We start from the raw sequence: 17,688 nt of genomic DNA, 5'->3' as shown, positions 1-17,688 counted from the left end.
TCCTCAGCGCGGCGGATGATACTGTGTTACCAGCTGGTCGATCTTGCCAAAAATCGATTTGCCGCTGGCGTCCAGCATCTCGATCTCGACCCGGTCGCCGAAAGACATGAAAGGCGTGCTGGGGGCGCCGTGCTCGATGGTCTCCAGGCAGCGCACTTCCGCCAGGCAGCAGGAACCATCCTTGCTGCCGACGTTGGATACGGTGCCGGAACCGATCACCGTGCCCGCCATCAGCGACCTGGATTTGGCGCAGTGGGCGATCAGGGTGGGGAAGTCGAAGGTCATGTCGACCCCGGCGTTGGGGGCGCCGACCAGCTTACCGTTGAGGCTGGCGCGCAGGGGCAGGCTGAGCCTGGCGCCGTCCCAGGCACTGCCGAGTTCGTCGGGAGTCACCAGCACCGGGGTGAAACTGGTCCAGGGCTTGGACTGGTAAAAACCGAACTGCTTGCCCAGCTCCCCGGGGATCAGGTTGCGCAGGGACACGTCGTTGACCAGGCCCAGCAGCTTGATGTGTTCGCGGGCCTGCCCGGCGCTGGTGCCGGCGGGCACATCGTCGGTGATGACAACCACCTCGGCCTCGAAATCGATGCCCCAGTCCTCACTCTCCACCTCGACGTCATCGCAGGGGCCGATAAAGGCATCCGAGGCGCCCATGTAAATCAGTGGGTCGGTCCAGAAGGATTCCGGCAATTCGGCGCCGCGGGCCTTGCGCACCAGTTCCACGTGGGTGACATAGGCGCTGCCGTCGGCCCAGTGGTAGGCCCGGGGCAGGGGCGCGGCACAGCGGGCCGGGTCAAAGGCAAAGCTGTTGCCCGCCTTGCCGGCGCACAGGTCCTGGTAAAGGGCCTGCAGCGCCGCTGCGCTGGCCTCCCAGTCGTCCAGGGCCGCCTGCAGGGTGGGCGCGATACCGGTGGCGGCGACTGCCTCGCGCAGATCCCTGGACACCACAACCAGCTGTCCGTCACGGCCTGATTTAAGACTGGCGAGCTTCATTGCTTGTCTCCTTCAAACTGCTTCTCGTGTAACCAGGCGGCGTGCCTGGGGGCTTGTCTGGTGCGGCTCCATTCGTCCAGCATGGCCGGTGCCACCCGGTGCAGCTCGGCCATTTCCTCCGCGCTGCGGGTATTGGCGACCAGTTCCAGCCGGTGGCCATTGGGGTCGCGGAAGTAAATGGAGTGGAAAATCCCGTGGTTGGTGGGGCCTGTTACCTCCAGGCCCTCTGCCTCCACCGCCGCCCGGGCGGCCAGCAGGGCGTCCATGTCCTCCAGTTCAAAGGCGATGTGCTGCACCCAGTCCGGGGTGTTGTTGTCGAAGCCCATGTCCGGGGAGTTGGGCAGCTCGAAGAAGGCCAGTACATTGCCCATGCCGGCATCGAGGAATACGTGCATGTAGGGGTCCGGCGCACCGGTTGACGGCACCTTGTCCTCGGCGATCGCCAGCTGGAAATCCATGCCCAGTACCCGCTGGTAGAATTCCACCGTTTCCCGGGCGTCGCGGCAACGATAGGCCACATGGTGAATACGTTTTATGTGCATGGCAGGATTCTCTCAGGCCGCTGAATCGGAATCGAGGGCGCCGCGGGCCAGTTGATCCCGCTCGATGGATTCAAACAGGGCCTGGAAGTTGCCTTCGCCGAAGCCCTCGTCGTGCTTGCGCTGGATGAATTCGAAGAATATCGGCCCGATGAGGGTTTCGGAAAATATCTGCAACAGCAGCCGGGGCTCGCCATCGTCGGTGCTGCCGTCCAGCAGTATGCCCCGGGACTTGAGCTCCTCCACAGGCTCGCCGTGGCCTGGCAGGCGCTCCTCCAGCATCTCGTAGTAGGTATCCGGGGGCGGGGTCATAAAACGCATGCCGAGCTGTTTCAGCCGGTCCAGGCAGGCGGGCAGGTCGTCGCAGGAAAAGGCGATGTGCTGGATGCCTTCGCCGTTGTACTGCAGCAGGTATTCCTCGATCTGACCGCCACCCTGGCCTCCTTCCTCATTGAGGGGAATGCGGATCTTGCCGTCGGGCGCGGTCATCGCCCGGGAGCGCAGGCCGGTGTATTCACCCTTGATATCAAAGTAGCGGATCTCGCGGAAATTGAACAGTTTCTCGTAGTAGTTGGCCCAGTAATCCATGCGCCCACGGTAAACGTTGTGGGTCAGGTGGTCGATCAGCTGGAAGCCACAGCCGGCGGGATGGCGCTCGACGCCATCCAGGTACTCGAAGTCGATATCGTAAATGGAGGCACCGTCCTCGTAGCGGTCGATCAGGTAGAGAATGGCGCCGCCGATGCCGCGAATAGCCGGCAGCTTCAGTTCCATGGGCCCCACCGGGATATCGATGGGCTGGGCACCCAGGTCCAGAGCCCGCTGGTAGGCCTGCTTGGCATCCCTGACCCGGAACGCCATGCCGCAGGCGGAGGGACCGTGCTCCTCGCAATAGTAGTAGGCCGGCGAGTGCTTCTCGTAGTTGATGATGAAGTTGATCTCACCCTGGCGCCACAGGTCGACGTCCTTGGAGCGGTGGCGGGCGACGTGGGTAAAGCCCAGCGTCTCGAATACCGGTTCCAGCAGGCCGCGCTCGGTGGCGGCGTATTCGACGAATTCAAAGCCGTTCAGGCCCATGGGGTTCTCAAACAGGTCTGCCATCGTTTTATGCCTCAGTTATACGAGTCAGTAGTACTCAGATGATAGGTCCACACCAGGGCAATTATTCTTCTAATTACCCCAAAATATGCTATAAGTTAGCAGGAACCCACCTATAAAATATAAATATAAGCAGGAATGCACCATGAGACTGGACAGGGCCGAGCGCGAAATTCTCCAGGTGCTGCAAAACAACGGGCGCGTATCCAATGTCGAGTTGGCGGATCAGGTGGGGCTGTCGGAGTCACCCTGTTTTCGCCGGGTGCGGGCCCTGGAGGAGGCGGGTGTCATCACCGGCTACAGCGCCCGGCTCAACCAGCGTGAACTGGGGCTGCAGGTCACAGCCTTTGTGCAGGTGACCCTGGACAAGCGCGACGACAAAAAACAGCGGGCTTTCCTGGCCCAGGTGGAAGCGGAAGAGCACATTGTCGAGTGTCACGCCCTCAGCGGTTCCCACGACTACCTGTTGAAAGTGGTAGCCCGCAGCATGGAGCACTTCTCCGAATTAGCCATGCAGCGGATTCTCAAGTTTCCCGGCGTCAGCAATATAGAATCCAATTTCAGCCTGCTGGCGGTGAAGGAACATGGTGCCCTGCCGGTGCCGCGCGTTGAATGACACGCACGGCGCTGGTCCGCATCGTCTACACTCTCTCTGTATCCGGAAGTTTTTGAGGAGAAATGAATGGCGCTCGACATTATCGGGGCAGGTTTCGGGCGAACCGGGACGATGTCATTGAAGTTCGCCCTGGAACAGCTGGGCTACCCCTGTTACCACATGGTTGAATGCTTTCCCAAGGGGCCGGAGCACTGGCGGCACTGGGAGCAGGTGGGCAGTGGCAGACCGGACTGGGATGCGATCTTCGACGGTTTTACCGCCACGGTCGATTTTCCCACCTGCACCAGCTATGCCGCCCTGGCGGCCCACTACCCGGACGCCAAAGTTGTACTGACCGTCCGTGACCCGGAGAAATGGTTTACCTCCGTACAGGACACCATATTCGGCAAAGAGTGGATCGAATTCCTGCCCGGAAGCGAGGCGGGTGCCTTTACCACAGCCACCATAAATAATTACTTTGATGGCCGCATGCACGATCACGATTACCTGGTGCGACGTTTTGACGAGCACGTGGCCGAGGTCAGGGCAACCATCTCACCGGAGCGCCTGCTGGTATTCGAGGTGGCGGATGGTTGGGAGCCCCTGTGTGACTTTCTGGGGCTGCCCGCTCCCGGAGGGGCGTTTCCGCATATCAACGATACCGAGGCCGTTCAGGGCATTATCGCCACCATCATGGACAAAGGTTTCCAGGCGGCCCTGGGGTACAAGGGATAGCTGCGTGCAACCGGGGCTGACCCTGCGGCTGGTCGAGCGATCACATGCGTTGTCGATGTACGAGGTCCTGTCCGACCCTGCGCTGTACCGGTTTACCGGTGGCGCGCCTCCGGAAACGGTAGGCGAGGTGGAGCGCTGGTTTACCGCGCTTGAAAGTCGGCAATCACCCGATGGCAGCGAACGCTGGCTTACCTGGATTGTCCAGCTGAATGATTCCAACGAGGCTATCGGCTATGTGCAGGCCACCGTTGCCGGGGGAGAGGCGAGTGTGGCCTGGCTGATTGGTAGCCCCTGGCAGGGACGGGGTTTTGCCCGCGAGGCGGTCCGGCTGCTGGGAGCCTGGCTGCAAGAAAACGGTATCAGGCATGTCTCTGCCCGCATTCACCCCGATCACCGCTACAGCCAACGGGTGGCAGCTCGACTCGGGATGGAAGCGACCGGGGCGGTTATTGACGGCGAGGACATATGGTCCGGCCTTATCCTCGATGGTGATTTTACCTGGGGCACCTCTGAATAAGCGCGAATACAGCTTTCGATCACCGACCGCGGTACAGCTTTGTCACTGAAATGGCGCACCGAGTGCCGACGCTTGATGAAATGGTATTACGCGTCGGCCTGCTGCTGCATTTGTGCCTCGCTGAGTTTGTCGCGGTCGGGCAGGGGAACGGGCTGGTAGTCTTCCATGGTTGTGCTCTTATTCGCTGCTGGGGCGCCGGTGAAAACCCGAGTATACCCGGCGAGCTCGCTGTCAGCTCTGCGCGTTGAATTGCTCCCAGATCCGGCGGCCGACCCGGTCGTAGTCAATCATCAACTCGATCATCTGCTGTCGGCGGGCGGTATCAATCAGTTCTCGCGGCAACATCGGGTCGTTGCTGATCTGGCGGATGACGGCCTCACCCACCTGGACGGTCTCACGGGCGGCAGCGGCCAGCGGCAAACCCGGCAGCCGTTTGAGGCTGCGCTCCATCGCCCGGATGTGTTTAGCGTACGCCTGCTGCAACGGCTTCACTGGCCACAACCGGAATAACTCCTGCGTGCGGGTACCCGGAAGGGCGCTGGCCACGATCACAATCGCGTCGCTGTCCAGGCCCAGTTGCAGCAGCCGCTCCCTGGTGTCGCCTGCGGGCTCAACAAGATTCGCCGGGCGGCAGTCCAGTCCGGGCGCCCAGGGGCGAAACCCACAGAGGCGAAAGGCACGCTCCCTGGCGCGCAGGGCGGATTTGTTGCTGCGGCCCAGGTGCGCACTGTGCACCAGCAGCCAGTCTCCGGACCACTCGCGCACCCGCTGCTCAGCCGTTACCCAGGCACGGGCAGTCTCGGAGAGGAGTTTTCCCCGGGGGCCAATCTGATAGACCCCGCGGGCGGGCGAGGCGAGCAGGCCCTGGCGCAGCAGGCGGCTGGCGGTCACCCGGATGGTGGGGCTGTCGATACCGAACAGCGCGCCCCAGGTGACCAGCGTGCCGATTTCTACCCGGCTCAGGCTGGGTGCAGCGAGCATGGAGAGGATCAGGCGCTTGGCGGAGGGGGCTGTGGTTTGGGTCATAGCGATATGCCGTTGTTATGCGATAGAAATATAACACACGATGGACAAAAATGTACCTCAGTGTTATAAAAACAGCGTGAGTGCCCCCCGACGAGGCGACCGTGAAAGCAAGCGACTACCTGAGCAAGGACGAAATACAGCAGTTTACCGCGCGCAGTGACCTGATGGGCTGGTGGCTGGTTGCCAGCAACTGGCTGCTGATCACAGCGGTGTTTGCCGTGGTCATCACCTGGACCAATCCCGTCACCGTGGTGCTCGCGGTGCTGGTCCTCGGTGGCCGGCAGCTGGGCCTGGCTGTCCTGATGCATGAGGCGGGTCATAAGACCCTGTTCCGCAGCAATCGCCTCAACGACGTGGTCGGGCAGTGGTTGTGCGCCTACCCGGTATTGGGAGACGTCAAGGCCTATGGCGCCTCCCACCGGGTTCACCATCGCTACGCGGGCACCGACCAGGATCCGGACCTGCCCAACTACCAGGCCTATCCGGTCAGCAGGGCCAGTTTCCTGCGCAAGATCAGGCGCGACCTCAGCGGCCAGACCGGCATGTCGCTGCTGCGGATGCTGTTTGGCGGCGAGGGCCGCAACCTGATGCTCAGGGACGGGGAGAAAACCGGCTCGGAACGGCGCGGGCTGCTGGTCAATGGGCTGTTGTTCGGGGTACTGCTGGCCATGGGCTATGGCTGGTACTACCTGCTGTGGGTGGTAGCCTATCTCACCACCTACCCGCTGGTGGCGCGCATTCGCCAGGTGGCCGAGCACGGCAACGTGCCGGATCTCTACGATCCCGATCCGCGGCGCAGTACCCGTACGACTTACGCCAATCCGCTGGAGCGCCTGATCCTGTGTCCCAACCGGGTCAATTACCACCTGGAGCATCACCTGCTGGCCAGCGTGCCGGTGCACAAATTGCGGGACCTGCACCAGCTGCTGTTGCAGCGCGGTTTCTACCGCGGTCACGAGGACGCCCTGGCCAGTGGCTACCTGGAGGTGATCCGGCGCGCGGTGCCCGAGTTCAATCGCGCCCCGGCGGCTACCTGACGCTGTACGGTCAGGGGTCGATGTAATCCAGGCTGACGGCCGTGTCGGCCTTTACTTCCTCGATCACCACATAGGTGTGGGTCTGGCCGATCAGCGGGATGGCCGCCAGCTTTTCGCCGAGGAAACGCTGGTAGTCCCGCATGTCGGCGCAGCGAATCTGTAGCAGGTAGTCGAAACCGCCCGCCACCATGTGGCAGCTCACCACCTCCTCCAGTTTGCGCATGCGCTGGTTGAATTCCCGCAGGGCGCTGGTGCTGGTGTTCGCCAGCGAAACCTGGATAAACGCCTGGGTGCTGGCGTTCAGTTTGGCCGCGTCCAGCAGGGCCACATAGCCCCTGATATAGCCGGCCTTCTCCAGCCGTTTTACCCGCTCCAGGCAGGGTGTCGGACTAAGTGCTACCTTTTTTGCCAGGTCCACATTGGAAATCCGGCCATCTCGCTGCAACACTTGCAGGATGAGGCGGTCAGTGCGATCCAGGGGCTTGCTCCTGCTCATACGACATATCGTGCTGTCTGTGGGCTTACAACAGGATAATACGCTGTTTTATTTGCAAAATACGCGTCAAATATCGTAATAAATATGGACAATAGAGCGATTCATTCGACGGGAGATATGCCGTGCAGGACACCCTAACGCAATTGAGAACCGCCATCCGCCAGGCCACCTACGCCGACGAGCCCGCCCTGGTCGGGGAGTTGCTGACGGCGGCGACGCTGGCACCGCAGGCCAGTGAGACCGTACGCCAGCGCGCCATCGAACTGGTGGAGCGGTGCCGGGGCAAGAGTGACAAGGCCGGCACCCTGGATGCTTTCCTGCAGGAATTCGGGCTGTCCAATAAAGAGGGCATTGCCCTGATGTGCCTGGCGGAGTCCCTGTTGCGGGTCCCCGACGAGGAGACCGCAGACCGGCTGATCGCGGAGAAAATCCTGTCGGGCGACTGGGCCTCACACAAGGGCAAGTCCGGGTCGCGCTTTGTCAACGCCTCTGTCTGGGGACTGATGCTCACCGGCAGGGTGGTGACCCTGGACGACGAGATCACCCGCGAGACCAACTCCTGGATGAAAAAGCTGGTCAGTTCACTGGGCGAGCCGGTGGTTCGCCGGGCCGTATTGCAGGCCATGCGCATCATGGGCGGCCAGTACGTGCTGGGGCGCAACATCGAGGAAGCGATTGCCAAGGGCAGCAGCGGCAATCGCCCGGGTACCCGCTTTTCCTTCGACATGCTGGGCGAGGGCGCCCGCACCGCCGATGATGCCCGCCGCTACTTTGAGGCCTATGCCGAGGCGATTCGCCGGATTATCGCCACCAGTTCCGGTGCCAGCGTGGTCCAGGCCAACGGTATCTCCGTCAAGCTGTCGGCCCTGCACCCGCGCTACGAGTTCCGCCAGAAGCAGCGGGTGATGAACGAGGTCTTGCCGCGGGTGCGCGAGCTGGCGCTGATGGCGAAGCAGGGTCGCATCGGCCTGAGTATCGATGCCGAGGAATGCGACCGGCTGGATATATCCCTGGATATTTTCGAAGCCCTGGCCCGGGACCCGGAGCTGGCGGGATGGGATGGCCTCGGCTTTGTCCTCCAGGCCTACCAGAAGCGCGCCACCCACGTGGCCCGCTGGCTGATAGAACTGGCCCGTAACTGTGACCGGCGCTTCATGGTGCGGCTGGTGAAAGGGGCCTACTGGGACGGCGAGATCAAGCACGCCCAGGAGCAGGGCATGCCCGACTATCCGGTATTTACCCGCAAGTGTCACACGGATGTTTCCTACCAGGCCTGCGCGGCCATCTTGCTGGCGGCGCCGGATGAGATTTATTCCCAGTTCGCCACCCACAACGCCCATACCGTGGCCCTCATTCTCGAACTGGGGGAGAACGGCGATCGCTTCGAGTTCCAGCGCCTGCACGGCATGGGACACCTGCTCTACGACGAGGTGCTGGACAGCCGCCCCGAGGTGGCGGTGAGAGTGTACGCGCCGGTGGGCAATCACCGCGACCTGCTGCCCTACCTGGTGCGCCGGCTGCTGGAAAATGGTGCCAACAGTTCCTTTGTCAACCGCTTCCTGGACGCCAAGGTGCCGCCGGAAGAACTGCTGCAGGACCCGGTGGAGGAGACCCGCTCCTACCCGCTGGCCCGCCACAGCCGGATTCCCGTGCCCAGGGAGCTGTACCGGGATGAGCAATACCCCTGGGCCAATGCCGCCGGCATCGACCTGGCCGATCCCCTGGAGGTGGCACCCTTGCTGAAAACCGTGGCGGACACCGCGGCTACCCGGCACCGCGCCGGGCCGATCGTGGGCGGCCAGATGCTGCCCGGGGAGGCGCGTCCGGTAGTGAATCCGGCGGATCACAGTATCGAGGTCGGCGAGGTGGTGGAAGCCGGTACACAGAGCATCAATCGGGCCCTGGAGCTGGCCGCTGCCGCCCAGCCGGGCTGGGATGCGCGCGGAGCGCAGGCCCGGGCAGAGTGCCTGGAGCGGGCCGCCAACTTGATGGAGGAGCAGTGTGAGTCCCTGATCGGCCTGATCGCGGCGGAAGCGGGCAGGAGCATAGACGACGCCCTGTCGGAAGTGCGCGAGGCGGTTGATTTCTGCCGCTACTACGCCCAGCAGGCCAGGGCGCATATGGGCCGGCCCGAGCCCCTGCCCGGGCCTACCGGTGAGGTCAATGAACTGAGCCTGCACGGGCGCGGCGTGTTCCTGTGTATCAGCCCCTGGAACTTCCCGCTGGCTATTTTTGTCGGCCAGGTGACTGCCGCCCTGGCCGCGGGTAACAGTGTCATTGCCAAACCGGCGGAGCAAACCCCGCTGATTGCCGCGCGGGCCGTGGGTCTACTGCATACCGCCGGCGTGCCCGGCGATGTGCTGCACCTGCTGCCGGGCGACGGTGCCGCGGTGGGAGGCGCGCTACTGGCCGATCAGCGTATCGCCGGGGTGGCCTTCACCGGCGGCACCGATACCGCGAAACTGATCAATCGCCAGCTGGCCGAGCGCGACGGCCCCATTGTGCCGCTGATCGCCGAGACCGGTGGCCTCAACGTGATGCTGGTGGACGCCACGGCACTGCCGGAACAGGTGGTGGACGACGTGATTACCTCCGCCTTCCAGAGTGCCGGCCAGCGCTGCAGCGCCCTGCGGGTGCTGTACCTGCAGGAGGATATCGCCGATAACGTAATCGCGATGCTGCGCGGCGCCATGGCGGAACTGAAGATTGGCAATCCCGCCGCCCTGAGCACCGATATCGGCCCGGTGATAGACCTGGATGCGCGGCAGATGCTGGAGCGCCATGAACAGCGAATGAAGCGGGAAGGCAAGGCGCTGGCGGCCTGCGCCCTGGACGACAGCCACCGGGCGGGATACTTCGTGGCGCCCCAGGTCTATGAAATCGAATCCCTGTCGCAACTGGAGCGGGAAGTATTCGGGCCGGTGTTGCACCTTATCCGCTACAAGGTCGCCGACCTGCCCAGGGTTCTGGCAGACATCAATGCCTCCGGATACGGGCTCACCCTGGGCGTACACAGCCGCATCGACGGCTTTGCCCGGGACGTGTTCAGGGCCACCCGGGTCGGCAATACCTACATCAACCGCAACATGGTCGGCGCGGTGGTCGGGGTCAACCCCTTCGGTGGCCAGGGCCTTTCCGGCACCGGCCCCAAGGCCGGCGGTCCCCACTACCTGCTGCGTTTCGTCAATGAGAAAACCCGCACCGACAATGTGGTCGCCAAGGGGGGCAATACCCAGCTGTTCAGCTTGCAGGAATAAGCCGGTAGCCGGCCGGGGCAGGCAAATCCAGTCATGCCTTTCGGCCTTTTCCGTCATGTATCTATGGGCCTGAATCCTCCACGCTAGGGCTATTGCCTAACCAGTGGGGGATATCCATGCAAACCGAATTCTGTAAACAGCTCGGCGTAGAGGCGCCGATATTTGCCTTCACCCATTGTCGCGACGTGGTGGTCGCCGTGTCGAAGGCCGGCGGCATCGGGGTCCTGGGGGCGGTGGGGTTTTCCCCGGCGCAGCTAAAAGAAGAACTGGACTGGATCGACGCCCACATAGGCGAGCACATTTATGGCGTCGACACCGCTATTCCACAGAAATACGAGGGTATGGAAAAGACCTCTGCCGAGGAGCTGGTCGCCATGTTGCAGGCGGCGATTCCGGAGCAGCACCGCAAGTTCGCCGACAAGCTGCTTGCCGATGCGGGGGTGCCCGAGTGGCCCGACGCTGACGACGATGTCACCCTCAGCTTTTCCGCGGTGCAAGCCCAGGCGCTGGTGGATGAGGCCCTGACCCGTCCCAGGTGCCGGATGATCGTCAACGCCCTGGGGACACCGCCGGCGGACGTGATCAAGCAGGTGCATGATTCCGGTCGCCTGATTGGCGCCCTGGCGGGGCGCCTCAAGCACGGAATCAATCACCGGGATGCCGGTCTCGATTTCGTGGTGTGCCAGGGGGGTGAGGGCGGTGGCCATGCCGGTGAGGTTTCCTCGATGGTCCTGTGGCCGCAGATGATCGACGCGGTGGCGCCGCTGCCGGTGCTGGCCGCCGGTGGCATTGCCAATGGCCGCCAGATGCTGGCCGCCATGGCGATGGGCGCCCAGGGCGTGTGGCTGGGTTCGCGCTGGCTGATCTCCAACGAGGCCCAGGCGGAACCGGCCCAGCGCGAGTCCTACAAGGCGGCGACGTCCGAGGACACGGTGCGTTCGCGCTCGTTCACCGGCAAGACCGCGCGCATGCTCAAGAACGAGTGGACCGAGGCCTGGGAGCGCGAGGACACCCCGGATCCTTTACCCATGCCCCTGCAGGGCTATCTCACCTTCGACGCCGTGCGCCGCACCCATCGTTACGCCGGGGTGGGCGACTGCCAGAAAGTGGCGTTCAACCCCGTGGGACAGGTGGTCGGCCAGATGAACGAGGAACAGTCCTGCCGCGATATCATGTACAGCCTGCTACAGGAATACGCGGACGCGCTGGAGCACCTTAACGCAATTTCCAGCGGCGAATAGCGATCGGGGGCGCAGGACTCAGGGCAGGATACGCTGCGCCGCCAGTTGCTCGTAGCAGGGCATCATCCGTTGCGCCAGTTCGCGCTGGCTGGCGTCCAGTTCGGGTTCGCCCTGGGTATAGGTGCCGAAGCCGGTTGACTGCTCCACGTTGTGGTACCAGTGACTGGCCCAGATGCCGTCCGAGTCACGGCGCCCGGTGGGCCAGTGCAGCATCGCTTCCCGGTAAAACTCTATCCCCAGCCGCTGGCACAATTCGCCGAGGACTTTTTCCGGGTTTTTCAGCACATCGTTGGAATCGATCACCAGCGGTACGTCGCCGCTGAGGCCGGCAATCTGCTCGAACAGTTCGGCCTGCCGGCGAATGCCGATGGCGTCCTCGTTGACGTCGGGCATTTTCTGCACGTAGGAGGCAATGACCTGGGCGGGATCGCGAATCAGGAAACAGTGCTTGAAGTCGGCACACCAGTCCATGGCCATGCCGCGGGGGATGTGGTGGGTCATTTGTTTCTGGTACTGCAGTGCCGTGGCGACCGGCGTCCTGGTCAGCTCCTCGATCACCTTGCCGTAATCGGTGCTCTGGGTGAGCAGGATCTGCTCCCGGCAGGGATGGTCAAGACCGGTATCGGCCAGGTAGGCGGCGTAGAAGGGTTCGTCTACCACCGAGCAGTCCGGGCGGTTCTCCCAGCTGCGCATCAGCGCGGTGGAGATGTTGCGCGGGCCGGACCACATGGCTATACGCAGGGTCATCAGCGGCCTCCCTGGCACTCGTTGTGGATCATCTCCAGGTACAGTGCCTGCAGGCGGTCGACCATGGGCCCGCGCCTGCCTTCGCCGATGGTCCGGCCGTCGATATCGAATACCGGGGTAAGGCCGGCGAAGGTGCCGGTGACAAAAGCTTCATCGGCGCCGTAGGCCTGCATCACCGAGAAGTTCTTTTCGTATACCGGGATGCCGTTGGCCTTGCACAGGTTGATGACGTTGCGACGGGTGATGCCGTCCAGGCAGTAATCGCCGGAAGAGGTCCATACCTCGCCGTCGCGGACGATGAAGAAGTGGGTGGAGTTACAGGTCGCCACGTGGCCGTGGGGGTCCAGCATCAGGGCCTCATCGGCGCCGGCCTTGGCGGCCTGGATGCAGCCGAAGATGCAGTTCAGCTTGGAGTGGCTGTTTATCCGCGGGTCCTGCACATCGGCGTACCCGCGGCGCACGTACACCGTGTACAGCCTGACGCCCCGGTCATTCAGGCTCGGGTCCGGGTTCTTGTATTCGGGGATAATGACGATGGTGGGACCGGAGATGGTGACCGCCGGGTCCTGGTAGGGGGTCGCCTTGATGCCGCGGCTGACCATCAGCCGGATGTGTACGTGGTCTTCCATGTCATTGGCGTCCAGGGTGTCGTACAGGCGCTGCATCAGCGCCTCCCTGCTCAGGCCCATGTCCAGGTCCAGCGCCTTGGCGCCCTCCCAGAGCCGCTTCATGTGCTTGTCCAGGAAGGGGATAACGCCGTTGTGCAGCCGCAGGCCCTCCCAGATGCCGTCGCCGAGAATAAAACCGGAGTCGAACACCGAGATCACCGCCTTGTCGCGGTGAAACAGCTCGCCGTTTATATTGATCTGGATGTCCGCGTTGCGCGGATCCTGCTGGTAGGTATGAGTGCTGCCCATGGCGTCGAGGTGTCCTGTGCTGTGGCGCCGCTGCCGGGGCTGCGCCGTGGTCGATGGGGAATCAATCGGGCGCTAGTTTGCATCAGATTGGCGGTTATGGCCAATCCGTTGTGGCGGGCTAGGTACGGCATTGCTTTGCTGCTATATTGCGGCTTAATGCATGTTGGCAAGGAGTCGTTGTGGTGGAAATGGATGCAAGCAGAGACAGTTCCGCTGGTTCCCTGGAGCGGGGGCTGGCGGGTGATTATCAACTGAACCTGGGGAGTTGGCTGGCGGAAGCCTGGGGCCGGGTCGATGGCAACAAGGGCGTGATCTGGATGGCCATGCTGTTCTATATCGGCCTGGCTTTCCTGATCGGTATGTTCTTCGGCATATTGAATACGTCACCGGTGGATCCGGGTACGGTGCAGCCGCCGTCATTGATTGAACTGATCGGCAATATTGTATCGGCCCTGGTACTGATGCCGATGGCGGTGGGGCTAGGCTTCCTGGCCACCGCAGTGGCCATGGGGCACAGGCCCAACCCCAAGAGCCTGTTTGCCTGGTATGACAAAACCCTGAAGATATTCCTGACCGCGGTACTGATGAATATCCTCATCTTTGTCGGTTTACTGCTGCTGGTCCTGCCGGGGATTTACCTGGCGGTGAGCTACCAGATAGCACTGCCGCTGATGGTCGACAAGAAGCTGGGCCCCTGGCAGGCCCTGGAGGCATCGCGCAAGATTATCGGCCACTGCTGGTTCAGGGTGCTGGCTTTCGATGTGATTGCGGCGGTTGTGATTATGCTGTCGACGCTGCTCCTCGGTATCCCGCTGATCTGGGCGGTGCCAGCGCTGGTGATTGCCTTCGGTATTTTGTACCGCAATCTGGCAGGTATCGAGGAGGACACGCTGGCCAGGGTGCTGGCCAGCTGAGTCCACTTAAAACGGTGCCGGGCCGGGAAAGGCCTCGCGCAGCTGTGGTTTGAGCAGCTTGCCCGAGGGGTTGCGGGGCAGGCTGTCGACTACCTCGTAGAGCTGCGGCACCTTGTAACCCGCCAGCCTCTCCCTGCACCAGGCCTTGAGGCTGTCGGCGTCCGGCGTTGCGCCGGGCGCTGCAACCACCAGGGCCAGGGGTGTTTCCCCCCACTTTTGTGAGGGTACGCCGATCACCGCGGCCTCGGCGACGTCGGGGCAGGCGGCCAGCACGTTCTCCAGCTCCGCCGGGTAGATGTTTTCGCCGCCGGAAATAATCATGTCCTTCTTGCGATCGCAGATGGTGATGAAACCTTCCTCGTCCCAGGTACAGATATCCCCGGTGTGCAGCCAGCCGTCCTGCAGGGTAGCGGCGGTAGCCTTGGGCTTATTCCAGTACTCTTTCATGATATGCCTGCCGGCGAGCAGCAGTTCACCGGCCTCGCTGCTGCCCAGGGGAATGGTCGCGCCACGGCTGTCGACAATTTTCGCTTCGGTGTGCATCTGCGGCCGGCCGCAGGAGCCGACCCTGGCGGCGGCATCCTCCGGCAGCAGCAGGGTGCCGGGGCCGCAGGATTCGGTCAGGCCATAGGCCTGGTGGATGCTGACCCCCAGTTCGCCCCAGGCCTCCAGCAGGGAGACCGGCACCGGCGCCGCACCGGTGGCGATCCAGCGCACCGAGGAAAGGTCGGTATGCTCCCGCTCCGGTGCCTGCAGCATGAACTGCAGCAGGGCCGGTACGGCCATGAAGATGTTGACCCGTTCCTTTTCGATACACTGGAACATGGCCGCCATATCCAGGTCGCGCATGATGACGCCGGTGGCGCCGCGATGGACCAGCAGCGATGTTGGATTGAGGCAGCCCACATGAAACATGGGCAGCGCCAGCAGGAAGCGGTCATCCGCGCGCATATCGGAGGTGGCCATGCTGGTCAGCTGTGACCAGAGCATGCCGTCGTGACTGTGCACTGCGCCCTTGGGGTGCCCGGTTGTGCCCGAGGTGTACATGATGAACAGGTTGTCGTCATCGCCAGCGCCGATCGCGGGTTCATCGCGACTGCTGCTGGCGAGCACGCTGTCGTAGTCTTCGGCCCAGGCGGGCGCATCACCCGAATCCGGCTGGCAGCGCAGCCAGTGCTGGCAGCGGAGCTGGCCATGGCTGCCGGCCTGCAGGCCGGCTACCGTGTCGTCGAAGTCGCTGTCGAAGACCAGCACGTCGGCGCCCGCGTCGTCGAGGATGTAGGCGATCTCGGCGCCCACCAGGCGCCAGTTTACGGGTACCATCACCGCGCCAATTTTGGCGACGGCGAAGTAGCTCTCGACGAATTCGATGCCGTTCTTGAGCAGGCTGGCGACCCGGTCACCGGGCTTGACACCACGGGCCAGCAGGGCGTTGGCGATGGCGTTACTGCGGCTGTTCAGTTGCGCAAAGCTGAAGCGACGCTGGCGGTCCCATTCAACGAAAGCTTCCCTGTGCGGGGTGATGGCGGCACGCTTGCTCAGCAGGCTCCCGATGTTGTTCGACATGTGGAATATCCCGATGGTAGATGGAAGAAACGATGAAGCGGGTTGATTAATTGAACCGGAAAAGAGGGCGCTCCCTGGCGGGAGCGCCCGATCTCGCTAGCCTGCCAGGGGGCCGAGGCCGGTGGCCACGAATACTGCGAAAACTGCCATGACAGCGCCAAAAGAGATTATCTGAGTCATTACTACGCTCCGACTATCAGGTTTTTATTGGGTCAAGAAGGATGTCACTCCAGAGGAGCGAGCCCGAATATAACCGCAAAGCAAGCACTTGCAAAGACCGGGGCGCCGGGATTCAGGGGCAGTTGCCTCGAGTCAGCGCCGCACCTGGTATCCGGATTGCTTCAGATCCCAGGTCGTCGCCGAATTGCCCTGTTTGCGCAGCTCGAACTTCTGCACCTTTTGCGTCGGCGTGTAGGGCAGGGCGTCGACAAAGTCGATAAACCGGGGCACGAAAAAATAGGGCGCATTGTCGTTAATGAACTGGCACAGCTCCTCTTCCGTCAGCTTACTGCCCGGTTTTAATACCACGCTCAGCTTCAATTCGTCCTCACTGTCCAGCTCTTTGGAGGGAATACCGAATGCCGCCACGTCGGCGATGTCCGGATGACGGCGCACAACACTTTCCACTTCCAGGGTGGAGATGTTGCGCCCGGCATATCGGACTGCGTCTTTCTTGCGGTCGGAGAAGTAGTAAAGCCCTGTTTCCGGGTCCTGCCGGGCCATGTCGCCGGAGAGAAACCAGTCGCCACGGAAGCTGGCGGCAGTCGCCTCGGGGTTGTCGAAATAGCCACTGAAAATGATGTGCGGGCCTTTGGGCCGGATACAGATTTCCCCGGGCTCCCCGGGGGTGACTTCCCTGCCGTCGTCGTCACAGAGCTGGACGTCGATATCGCCCGGCGGCTTGCCCAGCGCATAGGACGGTGTGTCGGCCGGGCAGTCATTCTGGTTCATGATCATCAGGCACTCGCTCATGCCCATACCGGAAGCAATCAACTTGAGATTAAAGCGCTGTTCGAAAGGCTGCCAGACATCCGGAGCCATGGGCACAATCAGCGCCTTGCGCAGGGTGTTGTCGGCGTCGGAAGGCGATTCCGGGGCGTTCATCAGGAACGAGCCCATGGCGCCCACACAAAAGGTCTGGGTGGCGCCAAAGTGGTTGATGCGCTCCCAGAAGCGGCTCACTGAAAACTTGTCCTCGAGCACCAGGGTGATGCCGTCAATCAGGGCGCGGTAGACACAGCTGATCCAGGCGCCGGAGTTGTACAGCGGCAGCGGACAGTAGCAGATATCGTCGTCGGCCGAATCGTACAGCACCGAGGCGCCCTTGACGATGGCCCGGATCCAGGCATTGTAGCTTTGCATCACGCCCTTGGATTTGCCGGTGGTGCCGGAAGTCCACATGATGGCGCAGATATCGCCATAATCCTGGTCGCTGTAATCCGGGGTCAGGCTGCCATGCTGCAATAGTGCCTCGTAGGGCACGGCGCGGCCATGACCGGCGCCGTCACCGTCCACCAGCACCAGTTGCGGGGAAGCGCTGTCATCCGCGGGTTCCACCAGGCGGTCCGCCAGTGCCGCTTCGGAGATCACCAGCGCCGGGCGGCTGCCGTCAATCGCCTGGCGCAACCAGTCGCCCCGGTAGTCCGTATTGATCGGCACCCAGATAGCGGAAAGTTTGTTGATTGCCAGGGTGAGCAATACCATTTCCGGCCGGTTAGTGAGGAACAGCACCACCCGGTCGCCCGCGGACACGCCCATTGCCGCCAGTCCCGCGGCCAGCTGGTTGGTGAGTTCCTCGGCCTCGGCGTAGCTGATACTGACGTCATCGGTCACCAGGAATGGTTTCTCCGGGCAGTCTGCCGCCTGTGTCCGGAGAATCTTGCCGAACAGTCTATCTTCAGGTTTTTCCAGGGACAGTTTCATAGGCGGAACCCTTGTGTCATATAGCGAGTTGCTGGCGAGTATAACCGAGGCAGCCGGTGGTGAAATCCAGCGCTGCGTTTTCCCTGT

The 17,688-nt window shown here is 62.6% G+C and carries 16 protein-coding genes; 7 read left to right on the top strand and 9 right to left on the bottom strand.

The features are described 5' to 3' along the window. Nucleotides 1-3: 3 nt before the first annotated feature. The 3 genes from DWB85_RS04200 to hppD are packed head-to-tail and all read right to left on the bottom strand — an operon-like array spanning nucleotide 4 to nucleotide 2,633. A complete protein-coding gene (locus tag DWB85_RS04200; protein WP_117952941.1) occupies nucleotides 4-993 on the bottom strand; it encodes a fumarylacetoacetate hydrolase family protein in 990 nt (329 codons plus the stop codon). Next, nucleotides 990-1,535, bottom strand: coding sequence for a VOC family protein (locus tag DWB85_RS04195; RefSeq protein ID WP_117952940.1), 546 nt, complete (start codon nucleotides 1,533-1,535; stop codon nucleotides 990-992). The genes DWB85_RS04200 and DWB85_RS04195 overlap by 4 nt, the downstream gene beginning before the upstream one ends. Nucleotides 1,536-1,547: 12 nt before the next feature. Then, nucleotides 1,548-2,633 carry a 4-hydroxyphenylpyruvate dioxygenase gene (hppD, locus tag DWB85_RS04190; RefSeq protein WP_117952939.1) on the bottom strand — a complete coding sequence of 362 codons (1,086 nt, stop codon included), beginning with the start codon at nucleotides 2,631-2,633 and terminating at the stop codon, nucleotides 1,548-1,550. 142 nt (nucleotides 2,634-2,775) lie between these two features. Here hppD and DWB85_RS04185 point away from each other — a divergent pair, with 142 nt between their 5' ends. The 3 genes from DWB85_RS04185 to DWB85_RS04175 all read left to right on the top strand — a co-directional run bounded on the left by DWB85_RS04185 (nucleotide 2,776) and on the right by DWB85_RS04175 (nucleotide 4,477). Next, the gene (locus DWB85_RS04185) at nucleotides 2,776-3,246 is read left to right on the top strand and encodes an Lrp/AsnC family transcriptional regulator (RefSeq protein ID WP_117952938.1); all 471 of its coding nucleotides are present in this window, start codon (nucleotides 2,776-2,778) and stop codon (nucleotides 3,244-3,246) included. A gap of 66 nt (nucleotides 3,247-3,312) precedes the next feature. Further along, nucleotides 3,313-3,960 carry a sulfotransferase family protein gene (locus DWB85_RS04180; RefSeq protein WP_162845998.1) on the top strand — a complete coding sequence of 216 codons (648 nt, stop codon included), beginning with the start codon at nucleotides 3,313-3,315 and terminating at the stop codon, nucleotides 3,958-3,960. Nucleotides 3,961-3,964: 4 nt separating this feature from the next. Continuing rightward, a complete protein-coding gene (locus tag DWB85_RS04175) occupies nucleotides 3,965-4,477 on the top strand; it encodes a GNAT family N-acetyltransferase (RefSeq protein ID WP_205422657.1) in 513 nt (170 codons plus the stop codon). A gap of 231 nt (nucleotides 4,478-4,708) precedes the next feature. Here the strand turns inward: DWB85_RS04175 and DWB85_RS04165 are convergent, their stop codons facing one another. Further along, complete coding sequence (locus DWB85_RS04165) at nucleotides 4,709-5,503, bottom strand: PaaX (RefSeq protein WP_117952935.1); 795 nt, start codon at nucleotides 5,501-5,503, stop codon at nucleotides 4,709-4,711. 101 nt (nucleotides 5,504-5,604) lie between these two features. Here DWB85_RS04165 and DWB85_RS04160 point away from each other — a divergent pair, with 101 nt between their 5' ends. Continuing rightward, a complete protein-coding gene (locus DWB85_RS04160; protein ID WP_117953039.1) occupies nucleotides 5,605-6,540 on the top strand; it encodes a fatty acid desaturase family protein in 936 nt (311 codons plus the stop codon). A 10-nt stretch (nucleotides 6,541-6,550) separates the two neighbouring features. Here DWB85_RS04160 and DWB85_RS04155 read toward each other — a convergent pair whose 3' ends face one another. Further along, nucleotides 6,551-7,036, bottom strand: coding sequence for an Lrp/AsnC ligand binding domain-containing protein (locus DWB85_RS04155; RefSeq protein ID WP_117952934.1), 486 nt, complete (start codon nucleotides 7,034-7,036; stop codon nucleotides 6,551-6,553). A 122-nt stretch (nucleotides 7,037-7,158) separates the two neighbouring features. Between DWB85_RS04155 and putA the strand changes: the two genes are divergently transcribed. Together putA and DWB85_RS04145 are read left to right on the top strand one after the other, a co-directional pair. Continuing rightward, the gene (gene putA, locus DWB85_RS04150) at nucleotides 7,159-10,293 is read left to right on the top strand and encodes a bifunctional proline dehydrogenase/L-glutamate gamma-semialdehyde dehydrogenase PutA (RefSeq protein ID WP_117952933.1); all 3,135 of its coding nucleotides are present in this window, start codon (nucleotides 7,159-7,161) and stop codon (nucleotides 10,291-10,293) included. Between the two features lie 116 nt (nucleotides 10,294-10,409). Continuing rightward, nucleotides 10,410-11,534 (top strand): NAD(P)H-dependent flavin oxidoreductase, encoded by a 1,125-nt coding sequence (locus DWB85_RS04145; protein ID WP_117952932.1) that lies wholly within the window; start codon nucleotides 10,410-10,412, stop codon nucleotides 11,532-11,534. 18 nt (nucleotides 11,535-11,552) lie between these two features. Here the strand turns inward: DWB85_RS04145 and DWB85_RS04140 are convergent, their stop codons facing one another. Both DWB85_RS04140 and DWB85_RS04135 read right to left on the bottom strand, forming a co-directional pair. Continuing rightward, nucleotides 11,553-12,281: a sulfotransferase-like domain-containing protein gene (locus tag DWB85_RS04140; RefSeq protein ID WP_239017210.1), complete on the bottom strand. Its 729-nt coding sequence runs from the start codon at nucleotides 12,279-12,281 to the stop codon at nucleotides 11,553-11,555. After that, nucleotides 12,281-13,198 (bottom strand): aminotransferase class IV, encoded by a 918-nt coding sequence (locus DWB85_RS04135; RefSeq protein ID WP_117952931.1) that lies wholly within the window; start codon nucleotides 13,196-13,198, stop codon nucleotides 12,281-12,283. The genes DWB85_RS04140 and DWB85_RS04135 overlap by 1 nt, the downstream gene beginning before the upstream one ends. A 188-nt stretch (nucleotides 13,199-13,386) precedes the next feature. On the opposite strand from DWB85_RS04135, the gene DWB85_RS04130 reads away from it, so the two are divergent. Beyond that, on the top strand, nucleotides 13,387-14,112 hold the full coding sequence (locus DWB85_RS04130) for a hypothetical protein (protein ID WP_133300561.1): 726 nt from the start codon (nucleotides 13,387-13,389) through the stop codon (nucleotides 14,110-14,112). A 6-nt stretch (nucleotides 14,113-14,118) separates the two neighbouring features. On the opposite strand, the gene DWB85_RS04125 is transcribed toward DWB85_RS04130, so the two are convergent. Next, complete coding sequence (locus DWB85_RS04125) at nucleotides 14,119-15,678, bottom strand: long-chain-fatty-acid--CoA ligase (protein WP_117952929.1); 1,560 nt, start codon at nucleotides 15,676-15,678, stop codon at nucleotides 14,119-14,121. Between the two features lie 312 nt (nucleotides 15,679-15,990). Continuing rightward, nucleotides 15,991-17,601 carry an AMP-binding protein gene (locus DWB85_RS04120; RefSeq protein WP_117952928.1) on the bottom strand — a complete coding sequence of 537 codons (1,611 nt, stop codon included), beginning with the start codon at nucleotides 17,599-17,601 and terminating at the stop codon, nucleotides 15,991-15,993. Nucleotides 17,602-17,688 lie beyond the last annotated feature (87 nt).

The sequence above is a fragment of the Seongchinamella sediminis genome (assembly GCF_003457605.1).
Classification (GTDB): Bacteria; Pseudomonadota; Gammaproteobacteria; order Pseudomonadales; family Halieaceae; genus Halioglobus; species Halioglobus sediminis.
Note: the sequence above shows the minus strand (reverse complement) of the source record. Positions and strands in the feature narration are given on the sequence as shown.

What these genes read in the sequence shown, in the direction of transcription:
- DWB85_RS04195 (WP_117952940.1), bottom strand. Translation starts at nt 1,535, where the DNA reads ATGCACATAAAACGTATTCACCATGTGGCCTATCGTTGCCGCGACGCC.
- DWB85_RS04200 (WP_117952941.1), bottom strand. Translation starts at nt 993, where the DNA reads ATGAAGCTCGCCAGTCTTAAATCAGGCCGTGACGGACAGCTGGTTGTG.
- DWB85_RS04130 (WP_133300561.1), top strand. Translation starts at nt 13,387, where the DNA reads ATGGATGCAAGCAGAGACAGTTCCGCTGGTTCCCTGGAGCGGGGGCTG.
- DWB85_RS04165 (WP_117952935.1), bottom strand. Translation starts at nt 5,503, where the DNA reads ATGACCCAAACCACAGCCCCCTCCGCCAAGCGCCTGATCCTCTCCATG.
- DWB85_RS04180 (WP_162845998.1), top strand. Translation starts at nt 3,313, where the DNA reads ATGGCGCTCGACATTATCGGGGCAGGTTTCGGGCGAACCGGGACGATG.
- hppD (WP_117952939.1), bottom strand. Translation starts at nt 2,633, where the DNA reads ATGGCAGACCTGTTTGAGAACCCCATGGGCCTGAACGGCTTTGAATTC.
- DWB85_RS04185 (WP_117952938.1), top strand. Translation starts at nt 2,776, where the DNA reads ATGAGACTGGACAGGGCCGAGCGCGAAATTCTCCAGGTGCTGCAAAAC.
- DWB85_RS04140 (WP_239017210.1), bottom strand. Translation starts at nt 12,281, where the DNA reads ATGACCCTGCGTATAGCCATGTGGTCCGGCCCGCGCAACATCTCCACC.
- DWB85_RS04120 (WP_117952928.1), bottom strand. Translation starts at nt 17,601, where the DNA reads ATGAAACTGTCCCTGGAAAAACCTGAAGATAGACTGTTCGGCAAGATT.
- DWB85_RS04155 (WP_117952934.1), bottom strand. Translation starts at nt 7,036, where the DNA reads ATGAGCAGGAGCAAGCCCCTGGATCGCACTGACCGCCTCATCCTGCAA.
- DWB85_RS04135 (WP_117952931.1), bottom strand. Translation starts at nt 13,198, where the DNA reads ATGGGCAGCACTCATACCTACCAGCAGGATCCGCGCAACGCGGACATC.
- DWB85_RS04125 (WP_117952929.1), bottom strand. Translation starts at nt 15,678, where the DNA reads ATGTCGAACAACATCGGGAGCCTGCTGAGCAAGCGTGCCGCCATCACC.
- DWB85_RS04145 (WP_117952932.1), top strand. Translation starts at nt 10,410, where the DNA reads ATGCAAACCGAATTCTGTAAACAGCTCGGCGTAGAGGCGCCGATATTT.